Source organism: Chryseobacterium daecheongense, from assembly GCF_003729955.1.
GTDB classification, from domain to species: domain Bacteria; phylum Bacteroidota; class Bacteroidia; order Flavobacteriales; family Weeksellaceae; genus Chryseobacterium; species Chryseobacterium daecheongense.
The window spans coordinates 520,103-532,731 of record NZ_RJTX01000004.1; the positions used below are offsets into that span (position 1 = coordinate 520,103).

Consider the following 12,629-nt stretch of genomic DNA (forward strand, 5'->3'; position numbering starts at 1 on the left):
AAGTAATTTCACTACTTTTGAGAAAACAACACAAATGATCTCAGAAGAACATCTTTATGCAATCGCTTTACGCGAATGTAACTTAATTGGTGATATCAACTTCTTTAAATTAATCAAAACCTTCGGAAGCGCAAAAGAGGCTTGGGAAAAAGCTAAAAAAGAGTATAGCAAAACTGAAGGAATAGGCCGAAAAGTCGTTTCTGATATCGGCAATCCGGAATATCTGAAGTTTGCAGAAAAAGAGCTTGAATTCTGTGAAAAGAATAACATCCGCATTCAACTAAGACATTACAATGAACTCCCTAACCTATTGAATGAATGTGATGATGCTCCTGCTATTCTATATCAAAAAGGCAATTTCAGCAATTCCGTAAAAACAATAAGCATTGTAGGAACAAGAAATATTACTTCCTATGGTAAACAATTCATAGCATCCTTTTTTAAAGAATCGAGGAATTGCGACTATATTTCTGTAAGCGGACTGGCATTAGGTGTGGATAAAGAAGTGCATGAACAATCTATCCATTATCATATTCCCACAGTTGCTGTTTTAGCACATGGTTTTCATACATTGTATCCTTCGAAACATAAAAAATTGTCTGAAAAGATATTGGAAGAAGGTGGTGCCTTGCTTACAGAATTCAATACATCCCGGAAACCGGATAGGGAAAATTTTATACAACGAAACAGAATTATTGCAGGAATTTCTCCTGCTACCATTGTGGTGGAAACCGGATTCGGAGGAGGCTCCATAAGCACAGCCACTTTTGCCAATAATTACAACAGGGATGTTTTTGCCCTCCCGGGAAAAATTACGGATGCTTACAGCCAAGGCTGTAATAAACTGATTTTTCAGAACAAGGCAACGGCAATTTCAACTGTAAAAGAGCTTATTGAAACCCTCGGTTTTAATCAGCCAAGAGAGAAAATGGAAGAATTATTTCCAACTGCAGAAACAACCATACAATTAACTGAAAATCAGAAAATAATACATCAAGCCATCACAGATAATCCTAAAATTTCTTTAGATGATTTATCCGGAAAAATAGACCTTGCTTCTCACAAAATTTTACCTATAATTTTAGAATTAGAGCTTTTGGGGAAAGTGAAATCATTTTCCGGGAGGCAATTTATAGCAATTTGAAATTTAACTATTTCTTAATATTGCATTATTTCACAGATAACATTTAATTTTTAACAACGTTTAACCCTTAATTATCAATTTAACAATATTAAGTAATTATATTATTAAATTTTCAACAATTCGTTTTTAAGGTGTTGTGAATCTTGAAAAAAAAATTAAATTTGTTGGCAATAATATTCAACCTTAATATATGGAACAATATAATATTGAGCAGAAAATTCAGGAGTTTATTGCAAAGATTGAAGCAAAAAATCCTAACGAACCGGAATTTTTACAAGCCGTAAAAGAAGTTGCTGTAACTGTAATTCCGTTCATTGCTACCAAAAAAGAATATAACGGAATGAAGCTTCTTGAAAGAATGGCTGAAGCGGAAAGAATCATTATATTCAGAGTTCCATGGGTTGATGACAAAGGAGAAATCCAGGTAAACAGAGGTTTCAGAATTCAAATGAACTCTGCTATCGGACCTTATAAAGGCGGTATCCGTTTCCATCCTACCGTAAACTTATCTGTCCTTAAATTCTTAGCTTTCGAGCAGGTATTTAAAAACTCTTTAACTACTCTTCCAATGGGTGGTGGTAAAGGAGGTTCTGACTTTGATCCGCAAGGTAAATCTGATATGGAAGTAATGCGTTTCTGCCAGGCTTTCATGACAGAATTATGCAAGCATATTGGTCCTGAAACTGACGTTCCTGCGGGAGACATCGGTGTAGGAGCAAGAGAGATCGGATATTTATTCGGACAATACAAGAAGATCAGAAACGAGTTCACCGGAGTTCTTACAGGAAAAGGACTTGCTTACGGAGGTTCATTGATCCGTCCTGAAGCTACAGGATATGGTGTGGTTTACTTCGCTGAGCAAATGCTTAAAACGATCGGACAAGACTTTAAAGATAAAGTGGTGACTGTTTCAGGTTTTGGAAACGTAGCTTGGGGAGTGATCAAAAAAGTATCTGAATTGGGTGGAAAAGTAGTAACAATTTCCGGTCCGGACGGATACATCTATGATAAAGACGGTATCGATGGAGAAAAAATCGATTATTTATTAGAGCTTAGATCTTCTGGTAACAACAGAGCTGAAGATTATGCTAAAAAATACCCTTCTGCTGAATTCCATGCTGGAAAACGTCCTTGGGAAGTGAAGTGTGATGTGGCTATCCCTTCTGCAACTCAAAACGAATTGGATCTGGAAGATGCTAAAAAATTAGTTGAAAACGGATGTGTTTGTGTAACTGAAGCTGCCAACATGCCTTCAACATTAGATGCCATCAACTACTTCTTAGACAGCAAAGTATTATTCTCTCCAGGGAAAGCTTCTAACGCTGGTGGTGTTGCTACTTCAGGATTAGAAATGACTCAAAACTCAATCCGTCTGAACTGGACTTCTGAAGAAGTAGATGCAAGATTGAAAGAGATCATGATCGGGATTCACAAAGCTTGCAGAGACTACGGAAAAGAAGAAAACGGCTATGTAAACTACGTAAAAGGTGCCAACATCGCCGGTTTCGTGAAAGTTGCAGAAGCAATGTTAGCTCAGGGAGTTGTATAAAACATATAAAGGTTGGGTAAATTCCCGACCTTTTTTCTTATAGCCTGTTCCCGGGAAAATGGGAAAAAAGTAAAAAGTGAAAGGAGAAAGCATTGAATAATTCAATGCTTTTTTTATTTTTATGACATGGAAAATTCTTTTCAAAACATTAATGAATACCTGCTGTTATTTCCGGAAGAAGTTCAGGAAAAGCTGGAAGAATTACGAAAGGCCATCCTTTCCCAAACTCCCGGTATAGAAGAATATATTGGTTACCAAATGCCTGCTTTTAAATATAAAGGTAAGCCTTTAGTGTATTTTTCCGGGTATAAGAAACACATTGGTTTTTATCCCGGAGCAGAAGGAATTAAAAATTTTGAAAATGATTTTAAAGCGCTGAAATATAAATTTTCAAAAGGAGCTGTTCAGTTTCCTATCCAGGAAGAGCTTCCTACAACATTGATTAAAAAAATCGTCAGTTTCAGAATAAAGGAAATTAATAAAAAATCCTGAAATAAATATTTCAGGACCCTCATTTCTACTTTGAAATTTCTACTACTTCGACTTTTTCTTCTTAGATTTCTTTTCTTCTTTAGTAGCCTCTGAAGGTTTGGTGGCTTCAAGGCTTGTATCTGTACTTGCACTTACTGTAGCATCAGTAGCGGCAGCTGTAGCAGCCGAAGCATCTACTGTTGCGGTAGCAGTTGTATTTTGATTCTGGGCGCCAGTATTGGTGTTTGAAGTAGTGCTCCAATCTGTTTTTGCCTGTGTCGTTTGCTGTGTTTGAGTAGTCTGGTTATTGGTGTTTTCTGCCGGTTTTTGTGGCGTTGTGGTTTGTTGCGCCGATACAGCAATTACTCCGACTAATGAGAATGCCGCTGTTAAAACTAACTTTTTCATAACTAATATTTTAAATGGTTGTTTAATATTTCTTAAACGACACTCTTTTTATTAAATTATGTCTAAGTGGCTTATTTAACGTACTTTATAATTCTTTAAGACGAATTGGGATTATATCTTATTTTCCTAAATTTTTCATAATTCTTTCCACGAATTCAAATGCAGCGGGACAAATCAGTGTATTTTTTATCATCAGGTTATTAATCTGGTAGATCTTTTTGCGGTCGGTATGCGGATATTCTCTGCAGGCTTTTGGCCTTACTTCATAGATAGAGCAGGTATTGTCCTCATTCAGGAAAAAACAAGGGAGGTTTTGCAGCACCTTATCATTATCTTCATCCACCCTCAAAAATTTGGACTCAAAGTCTGCCGGCCTCATACGGAGATGTTTGGAAATCCTTTCAATATCTTTTTCCGTGTACAAAGGTCCTGTTGTTTTACAACAGTTGGCACACTGCAGACAATCTATTTTTTCAAACACTTCATCATGAGTTTCCTGCACTACATAATCCAGGTTTTTGGGTGGCTTTTTCTTCAATCCCTCCAAAAATTTCTTATGTTCCTTCTGCTTTTGTAAAGCCTGCTTTTTGTAAAATTCCAGATCCATTATGATTCCACCTCCTCAGCAATGGGGAGTTCCGCTTTTTGATATTCATTGATTTTATCCAGGTTCAGAATGGTTGTGAGGTTATCTTTACTCGGATAATACATAGGAGTAAATTTGGCTCCGTAAACAATTTCATTGGAGGTATAAGATGTTCTCTGTACCACAGTATTAGAGAATACTTCATCAAATGCCCTTAATTGAACAATAATTTCAATATCCGTATTTTTAAAATCTTCTTCCGTAAATCCATAGAATGGTGAATTTTCATCAATTTTATGAACAACCGTCCAGTTCAATGCCAAAGTATTAATCTTGTTCATCTGGGTTTCCAAACGGTAAAAATTGCTTTTCGGAGTACCATTCTCAATGACTTCAATGGCTGCCGAAACAATGACGTTTGCATCTGTTAGTGCATTGTTTTTGTAAGGAGCCAGCCTGAACATTAATGCTGTTGAACCCCGAAAAGGTGCAAGAACCATATTCTCAGAAAATCTTAAATAAGCTCTTGGCCTTGAAAATCTTCCATAAAAAAGACCTGTTGCAATGGCAAAGGTAAGTAATCCCAAAAATGCTTCGAAAGTGGCAACTAAGCTCGCCATAAATCCAACCGGAGCTATTCTTCCATAGCCAACTGTTGTGAAAGTCTGTGAACTGAAGAAAAACACATCGATAAACTCATTTAACGGATCACTTTTATCAATTCCCGTAAGGTGCTCCACCCCGATCAGGTAATAAATGAATGCAAATCCAAGATTAATCAATATATAAGCAATCACCAGATAAGAAAGGAAACGGAAAGACGACAAATTGAGCATGGTATGGTACCAACTTAATCTGTTGAAAACATTGACTCCCCGTCTTTTAACATTCGGAAGTCCATCTTTATTAATAAATCTTCCGGAAGGTGCATTACTCCCGAAACCACTGTTTTCTGTATTTTTCTGGCGAATTTTTTGTTTGAATCCTTTTGCCATGTTATCTCATTTTTGTTTTAATTGGCTACTCTCACAAATTGTACAGATTTTCAAATTTATTCTCTTATACATTTACGATTTTGCAGTTTTACGATTTTACTACAGCATAACCAACATGCAAAGATAAAATATTGTTTTCATGAAATTTATCAACTCTGCCATTGAATTTATAAATTGATTTTGGAGTAACTTTGATACTATGAAAAAGCTGGAATCAAGAGAAGATATTGAGCTTCTTGTCAATTCATTTTATGATAAAGTAACTAAGGATGAAACCATTGGCTTCTTCTTCAATGATGTTGCTAAGGTGAACTGGGCCAATCATCTTCCTAAAATGTATTCGTTCTGGGAATCTATTCTTTTCGGACAAATGACTTACAAAGGCAATCCTATGGCGGTTCATTTCCCGATCAATGAAATGGAAGCGATGGAGGTGAAACATTTTGATAGATGGATTGAGCTTTGGAAAAAAACGATTGATGAAAACTTTGTGGGTGAAAATGCTGATATGGCGATCTATAAAGCTGAAAATATTGCCAAACTAATGGCCTACAAAATGGAAATGGCAAGAAAGCTTTAAGGAACAATGACCGTAAAAATATAGGTCGCCAAATTAACTAAAAGAACGGTTCCGTAAAGAATGTTGGTCTTTCCTCTGCTTAAAGATAACATCACAATAAATACAGATAAGGAAAGCAAAATAATATCTTTTTTATCCAATCCCAACACGAGAGGAATGTCATACGCTATACAAACCATCGAAACGGCCGGAATAGTAAGTCCGATACTTGCTAAGGCAGAGCCCAAAGCCAAATTCAAACTGGACTGTATCTGATTATTTCGTGCTGCTCTGATCGCCGCAACTCCTTCCGGAAGCAATACTACTGCTGCAATGATAACCCCAACCAAGGATTTTGGCGCCCCAAAACTCTGAACCATATTTTCAATGGTAGTAGACAGTCCTTTTGCCATCAGAACGACAATTCCTAAACAAATCACCAAAAATACAAAACTAATCAACGTTTTCGCAAAGGAAGGAATATAAAGCTCTTCCGGATGTTCTTCCGGTATAGTAAAGTAATTTCTGTGCCTTACGGTCTGAACCATTAAAAATATCCCATAAATGACAAGACAGGCAATGGATACAAAGGTTAGCTGGGCTTCATTATAAAACGGCCCGTTCACACTGGAGGTAAAATTCGGTAAGACCAAAGTCAGAACCAGTATAGAGACAATACTGACCAGATAAGTTGTTGCTGAGGTTCTGGCGAAGAATTGTTCGTAATACTTTACACCACCTACCAGAATACATATTCCTAAAATTCCATTAAGAATAAGCATGACAGCAGCGAAAACCGTATCTCTGGCCAATGTGATGGCCTGATCCCCTCCTGCAACCATTAAAGAAATAATCAATGCTACTTCAATAATCGTAATACAGAGAGCCAGAATAATTGTTCCGAAAGGTTCTCCAACTTTATGAGCCACTACTTCAGCATGATGTACTGCCGATAATACACTTCCGGTAAGCAAAAGCCCGGCAATGATATCATACAAGACTCCACCTCCCATCCATCCTGAAAAGTAATATAATACTGCCAGAACAGGGATAATATACGTATAATGTAAAAGTTCCTTTAATCTCATAAAGCGTCTACAAAATACAAAAAATCTATTGAATTTGAAATATTAAAAGAAAAAATTAATCAATTTTTAATGACACCAGAAGTAATAATCCTGAAAATCTGTCAACATGTGAAACAATAATCCGATGGCAATAATTCTGATATTTCCTTTAAATAACAACATCAAAAAATACACCGCAATAGCATAGTAGGAATGCAAAATATGAAAACCTATACTGTTTCTAGAAGGATCAAATACAGGATTAGCGAACAAATGATCTAGATCCACTAACATGGTTGCCAATAAAATGAAGTATACTTTCTTCCAATTTTCACGGTAAAAAACAAGTGCAATAAAACCCGGAAAAATTAAATGTAAAAAGTAATGAGTGCATGTTTTCCAAAAGAAACAATCCATTATATTCTGCCTTTTAAATAGTCCTGCCTTACATCTTCATCAAGCTTTTCAATAGCATATCTGAGGCATGTTCTTGGCATTTCTTTGTAATGAATATTAAGATAATCGATCAATTCCTTTTCGTTCTTATTCCCCATTTCCCGCAACAGCCATCCATTGGCTTTATGCATGAGATCGTGGGAATGTTTCAAATTGTTTGTCACAAATTCTTTCGTCAACTCGTAAGATCCTTTTTTAATATAATGCATGGTTCCCACTACCGCTATTCTTTTATGCCACATCTCTTCAGAAGCAGATAACTTTCTCAACAGGTCTTCTTTCCGATTTTCAAAGGCGTATCGGCCTAGAATTTTATAACAGCTGGAATCCACCAGATCCCAATTGTTAATGTACTTCAAATGATTTAAATAAAAATCTATGATTTCTTTTTTTATGGCAGGATCTTTTGTCTTTTCGAATTTAGAAACCAGCATAAATAAAGCCGTTAATCTATGTTCATGATAAACTGAAGAAAGCAGTATGCCTAAATCTTCTAAAGAAATTTTTGAATAATATTCTTTCGCAACAGAACGTTGATCAGGAACTGTTACACCAAGAAACAAATCTCCTTCTCCGTATTCTCCTTTTCCTGTTTTAAAGAATCTTGGGAAAAATTCAGCTTTTTCGGGAATGGATAAAACGGCCAATGCTTCCTGTACTTCTTTTACAATATTAGTCATCTGGTTATTAACACATTATTTAACATCATCTAAAGCAATACTCTCCTGTTCCTGCTCTTCTTTGGCAATTTTATTCGGATTAGCCACCTTTGCAATAGTAAGCCCCTGAACAATAATGGAAAACACAACCACACAATAAGTAATACTTAAAATAACCGTACTGTATTCACTTTTAGGTATAGACATTGCCAAAGCAATGGAAACCCCTCCTCTTATTCCACCCCAAACCAAAACTTTCATTGTTTGCGGACTGAATCTTGTTTTAAAAGACATGAACTTCGTAGGTCCCCAAATAGAAATAAATCTTGCCAATAAAACTACTACAATAGCAACCAGTCCCGGGATCATAAAGTGTCTTAAATCTTTAATCATTAAAAGCTCAAATCCTATGAATAAAAACAATACTGCATTCAGGATCTCATCAATCAATTCCCAGAACTTGATAAGGTAATCCTGTGTCACAGATTTCATTTTAAACTTCACATTAAAATTCCCCATGAACAGTCCTGCCGCAACCATCGTTAAAGGTCCGGAAATATGCATTTGTCTTGCAATAAGATAGCCACCCATTACCACAGACAATGTTACCAGCACTGAAATAATATAATCATCCACTTCCCGCATTAATCTGGAAGTAACCCACCCTAAGACAACACCTAAAAGCAGTCCGCCCCCGGCTTCTTTCATTAAGAGTATGATAATGCTTTCTACTCCCAAATCCACCTCATTTCCTATCGCCAACTGCATTACCACAGTGAAAACCACTACAGCCATACCATCATTGAAAAGGGATTCTCCCGCTACTTTTGTTTCTAAAGCTTTAGAAACATTGGCTTGCTTTAAAATACTTAATACGGCAACAGGATCCGTGGGCGAAATTAAAGCCCCAAAAACCATGCAATAAATGAAAGGCAACTGAAGTCCTACCAATGGCAATAGATAATACACACCGAAGGCCACCACAAAGGTAGATATTACAACCCCTGCCGTAGAAAATATGACAACAGGCCAAAACTGTTCCTTTAAATCATCAATATTAATATGAATTCCACCCGCAAATAATAGAAAATTAAGCATTGCCCCCATCAGAACCTCCGTAAAATCAATGCTTCCCATCAACTTATTAAGGTGTCCGAAAGTTCTCGGCAGAACAGTTTCCCCAAATGAAACTAAAAAAATGGAAACCACAATAGCAATCACCATGATCCCGATAGTACTCGGAAGTTTAAGAAATCTGTAATTAAGATAGGCAAATATGGATGCTAAGACGATTAAAGCTGAAAATGAATAATATAATTCCACTAAGCTGTTTTTATATTTTTAAATTAAAAGTCCAGATAAAGAACTTTGATGTAAATGGTGTTGCTCCCTTTTTCCCAAATATCGAACATTCCGTCTTTCGCAGGCTTTGATCCTCTTGTGTAATCCTGCCCTATATTCAGCATATTGAGCAAAATATATTCATCCCCTACAGAGTTGACTTGATAGGCCGTTTTCTCAGATTTCCCGTCCCCGGAGGATTTTATGGCATCCGTCAGCAATCGGAGCTGGCTTAAATGATGACTGAAGTTGCTTGCATCTTTCTTATCATCATATGCCCTAAGCAAAATAAGCAACACATCCAGATTCGTAGGATCTTTATCATATAAAACTTTCCCTTGTTTGATGCAATCTTCAAAATTCTTAGCCTTAAATGCTTCCGCCAGGCTTTTGAAGTCATCGTCCGAAGTAGAAACCTTATTGTCTTTAAAATTCCTTCCATAGTAAAGATGCTGCGCTTCAATGCTATCTAAAGATTTTGGATACCCTTTATATTTGAAAATCAGTTTATCATAATTGTAGGGAGACTGTGTACTTTTAAGATTTTTCTCAATGCTTTTAAAATCCAATCTGGATTTCTGGCTGAACCCAAAAACCGAAAATAGAAGCAATAAAAGGAAAAGGTAGTTTTTCATTAATCGTTGTTTTCTTCTTCGTCGTTGTCGAAATATTCAAAAAGAAAATCGTTGTACGGGAATCTCGAAATATGAATATTCATCACCTCATCGTAGATCAGTCTTTTCATTTCCGGGAAGTTTTCTTTTGTTAAGGCTGAAATGAAAACAGTCGGGTATTTTGATTTTGCCATCCAGGTCTTCTTCCATTCGTCTAAAGAAATATTCTTTCTCGTAGCAGGAGTGAGATCATCCTCATCTTTTTTCTCATAACTGAAATCATCGATTTTATTGAAAATCATGACCATCGGTTTTCTATGAGCATCAATTTCCTGTAAAATCTGATTGACCGAAGCAATATGATCCTCAAAACTTTCATGCGAAATATCTACCACATGGATCAGTAAATCAGCTTCCCTTACCTCATCTAATGTAGATTTGAATGATTCCACGAGCTGGGTAGGTAATTTTCTGATGAATCCTACTGTATCTGTTAGCAGAAATGGCAAATTTCCAATCACCACCTTTCTCACCGTTGTATCAAGGGTCGCAAATAATTTATTTTCAGCAAAAACTTCAGATTTTGAAAGTGCATTCATCAAAGTGGACTTTCCAACATTGGTGTACCCAACCAAAGCAACACGTACCATTTTTCCTCTGTTATTTCTTTGAGTGGCCATTTGCTTATCTATTGTTTTAAGCTTATCCTTCAATAAGGAAATCCTGTCACGGATGATACGACGGTCGGTTTCAATTTCCGTTTCCCCCGGTCCTCTCATTCCGATTCCCCCTCTCTGACGTTCCAAGTGAGTCCACATCCTTGTCAGACGTGGTAAAAGATATTCATATTGTGCAAGCTCTACCTGCGTTCTTGCATACGAAGTTTGCGCTCTTTGGGCGAAAATATCAAGAATGAGATTGGTTCTGTCTAAGATTTTAACTTCAAGTTCTCTTTCTAAGTTTTTAAGTTGTGATGGAGAAAGTTCATCATCAAAAATCACGGTCCCTATTTCATTTTCTTTTACATAATCTCTGATTTCTTCTGCCTTTCCACTTCCTACAAACGTTCTGGAATCCGGCTGCGATAACTTTTGGGTAAATCTTCTTTCTACCGTAGCTCCCGCAGTGTAAGCTAAAAATTCCAACTCATCCATGTATTCTTTCAGCTTGTCCTCATCCTGGTCTTTGGTGACTAATCCTACCAAAACCGCTTTTTCATATTGATGTTCCTTCTTTTCTAACATTAAGTTTCTTCTATGTTTATGAGATTTACAAGGTAATATTTTTAAATATAAAAAACAAAAAAAAGTCCGTCATTAACATTTAGTTGATATAATCTTAATCTCTTCATAGTGCTGATTTATAGAATTTTATTATCTTTATAGTGCTTGTTTTCAATTTTAATTCGTTATTATTGAAAATTATATAAAAACTAATACTCCAGCGTATCATGATTACCAATATAAGATGCATGATTATTGATGATGATGAACTGGACAGACTGGTTCTTCACCACCACGTTAATCAATATGAGAATATTGAAATTGTTGCAACCTTCAATTCAGCAGAAAAAGCCATACCCTATCTTGATCTGCCCATAGATCTTTTATTTCTTGATATCGATTTACCTGGCATGAGCGGGATTGAATTCAGAAAGCTTGCTCATAAAATTCCCGCCTGTATTTTTGTAAGCTCCCATCCTGAGTATGCGATAGAAACGTTTGAGCTCGACACTTTAGATTTCATTCCAAAACCCTTAAAAACAGATCGATTTCATCATTCTATGCAAAGGCTTTTTGATTTTTTTGAAACAAAGGAAAAATGCGATTGTTTTGATGCCTTAATCGGTGAAAACTGTATTAAAATAAAGGAGGGGGGCAATATTTACCAGGTAAAGATCACAGATATTCTTTATCTGGAAGCATTAAAAGATTACACCCGAATCATAACTCAGGAAAAAAAGCATTGCATCCTGGATTCTCTTGGAAATATTCTCCATAAAAGCTGCTTTGATTCTTTTGTACGGATTCACCGGAGTTATGCCGTCCCCCGACATCTGATCAGAAGTAAAAACAACCACGAAGTAGAGCTCGTGGAACACATTAAACTCCCTATAGGAAGGGCTTACAAGAGCAATCTTTCTTTTTTTGACCCTTAAGCCGATTTCTTATCGACGGTCGTTGGTCGATTATTTCTGTCGTTTATCTATTTTAAAAATATCCGGTTTTATTATGTGGTAATTTAGTGTCCCTAAATAACTTATAATACTATTAATAACCATAAAAATAAAACCTAATATGAAAATTAAATTTACCCCCCTTATTTTTCTTTGGCTTTTAGCAACTTCAGGACTTCTAAAATCACAAATGGCGGTTTTAGCATCCGGAGGTAATGCCACAGGAGTCGGCTCAAGCTCCTATAGTATAGGACAGATCGCCTATCTCCATAAAGGAAGCAATGCCGAAGTAATGGAGGGAGTTCAAACAGCTTTCGAAGTTACAGCTCTCTCAACCAACGAATCCGGCAGCAATAAAGAAAATGGCATTCTGCTTTACCCAAATCCTTTTAAGGATTTCCTTTATTTAGATTTCACCTCCAATGATTATAGGGATTCCTCCTATCAATTATTCGATGCTCAAGGGAAACTGATTAAAAAGGATAAGATTTCCCAATCAAAATCCGAACTCAATTTTTCTGATCTTCCTTCCGCAATGTATATCATTAAAATAAGACAGGAAGGCAGGGACATCAAAATATTTAAAATCATAAAAAAATAAACG

At 36.2% G+C, this 12,629-nt stretch carries 15 protein-coding genes; 6 read left to right on the plus strand and 9 right to left on the minus strand.

Features of this window, described 5'->3' with window-relative positions; all coding sequences use genetic code 11:
- Positions 1-34 precede the first annotated feature (34 nt).
- From dprA to EGI05_RS15685, 3 genes are all read left to right on the plus strand, one after another.
- Complete coding sequence (gene dprA / locus EGI05_RS15675) at positions 35-1,144, plus strand: DNA-processing protein DprA (RefSeq protein ID WP_123263966.1); 1,110 nt, start codon at positions 35-37, stop codon at positions 1,142-1,144.
- A 190-nt stretch (positions 1,145-1,334) separates the two neighbouring features.
- Positions 1,335-2,693, plus strand: coding sequence for an NADP-specific glutamate dehydrogenase (gene gdhA, locus EGI05_RS15680; RefSeq protein WP_123263967.1), 1,359 nt, complete (start codon positions 1,335-1,337; stop codon positions 2,691-2,693).
- Positions 2,694-2,819: 126 nt separating this feature from the next.
- Positions 2,820-3,185: an iron chaperone gene (locus EGI05_RS15685; protein WP_123263968.1), complete on the plus strand. Its 366-nt coding sequence runs from the start codon at positions 2,820-2,822 to the stop codon at positions 3,183-3,185.
- Between the two features lie 42 nt (positions 3,186-3,227).
- Here EGI05_RS15685 and EGI05_RS15690 read toward each other — a convergent pair whose 3' ends face one another.
- The 3 genes from EGI05_RS15690 to EGI05_RS15700 all read right to left on the minus strand — a co-directional run bounded on the left by EGI05_RS15690 (position 3,228) and on the right by EGI05_RS15700 (position 5,153).
- Complete coding sequence (locus EGI05_RS15690; protein WP_123263969.1) at positions 3,228-3,572, minus strand: hypothetical protein; 345 nt, start codon at positions 3,570-3,572, stop codon at positions 3,228-3,230.
- 118 nt (positions 3,573-3,690) lie between these two features.
- Entirely contained in the window at positions 3,691-4,179 is a 489-nt protein-coding gene (locus tag EGI05_RS15695) for a YkgJ family cysteine cluster protein (protein ID WP_123263970.1), read from the minus strand.
- Positions 4,179-5,153: an ion channel gene (locus EGI05_RS15700; protein ID WP_123263971.1), complete on the minus strand. Its 975-nt coding sequence runs from the start codon at positions 5,151-5,153 to the stop codon at positions 4,179-4,181. The genes EGI05_RS15695 and EGI05_RS15700 overlap by 1 nt, the downstream gene beginning before the upstream one ends.
- Positions 5,154-5,352: 199 nt before the next feature.
- Between EGI05_RS15700 and EGI05_RS15705 the strand changes: the two genes are divergently transcribed.
- Positions 5,353-5,733, plus strand: coding sequence for a group III truncated hemoglobin (locus EGI05_RS15705; protein ID WP_123263972.1), 381 nt, complete (start codon positions 5,353-5,355; stop codon positions 5,731-5,733).
- On the opposite strand, the gene EGI05_RS15710 is transcribed toward EGI05_RS15705, so the two are convergent.
- The 6 genes from EGI05_RS15710 to hflX form a co-directional block, all read right to left on the minus strand.
- Positions 5,730-6,800, minus strand: coding sequence for a calcium:proton antiporter (locus tag EGI05_RS15710; protein WP_123263973.1), 1,071 nt, complete (start codon positions 6,798-6,800; stop codon positions 5,730-5,732). The genes EGI05_RS15705 and EGI05_RS15710 overlap by 4 nt on opposite strands.
- Positions 6,801-6,866: 66 nt before the next feature.
- A complete protein-coding gene (locus EGI05_RS15715) occupies positions 6,867-7,196 on the minus strand; it encodes a DUF6122 family protein (protein ID WP_123263974.1) in 330 nt (109 codons plus the stop codon).
- Positions 7,196-7,915 (minus strand): DNA alkylation repair protein, encoded by a 720-nt coding sequence (locus EGI05_RS15720; protein ID WP_123263975.1) that lies wholly within the window; start codon positions 7,913-7,915, stop codon positions 7,196-7,198. Before EGI05_RS15720 ends, EGI05_RS15715 begins: the two co-directional genes overlap by 1 nt.
- A gap of 15 nt (positions 7,916-7,930) precedes the next feature.
- Positions 7,931-9,217: a cation:proton antiporter gene (locus EGI05_RS15725; protein ID WP_123263976.1), complete on the minus strand. Its 1,287-nt coding sequence runs from the start codon at positions 9,215-9,217 to the stop codon at positions 7,931-7,933.
- A gap of 23 nt (positions 9,218-9,240) precedes the next feature.
- Positions 9,241-9,870, minus strand: coding sequence for a DUF4919 domain-containing protein (locus EGI05_RS15730; protein WP_123263977.1), 630 nt, complete (start codon positions 9,868-9,870; stop codon positions 9,241-9,243).
- Positions 9,870-11,093 carry a GTPase HflX gene (gene hflX / locus EGI05_RS15735; RefSeq protein WP_123263978.1) on the minus strand — a complete coding sequence of 408 codons (1,224 nt, stop codon included), beginning with the start codon at positions 11,091-11,093 and terminating at the stop codon, positions 9,870-9,872. The genes EGI05_RS15730 and hflX overlap by 1 nt, the downstream gene beginning before the upstream one ends.
- Before the next feature lie 206 nt (positions 11,094-11,299).
- Between hflX and EGI05_RS15740 the strand changes: the two genes are divergently transcribed.
- Both EGI05_RS15740 and EGI05_RS15745 read left to right on the plus strand, forming a co-directional pair.
- Complete coding sequence (locus EGI05_RS15740; protein WP_123263979.1) at positions 11,300-12,007, plus strand: LytR/AlgR family response regulator transcription factor; 708 nt, start codon at positions 11,300-11,302, stop codon at positions 12,005-12,007.
- Positions 12,008-12,146: 139 nt separating this feature from the next.
- Positions 12,147-12,626: a T9SS type A sorting domain-containing protein gene (locus EGI05_RS15745; protein WP_123263980.1), complete on the plus strand. Its 480-nt coding sequence runs from the start codon at positions 12,147-12,149 to the stop codon at positions 12,624-12,626.
- Positions 12,627-12,629 lie beyond the last annotated feature (3 nt).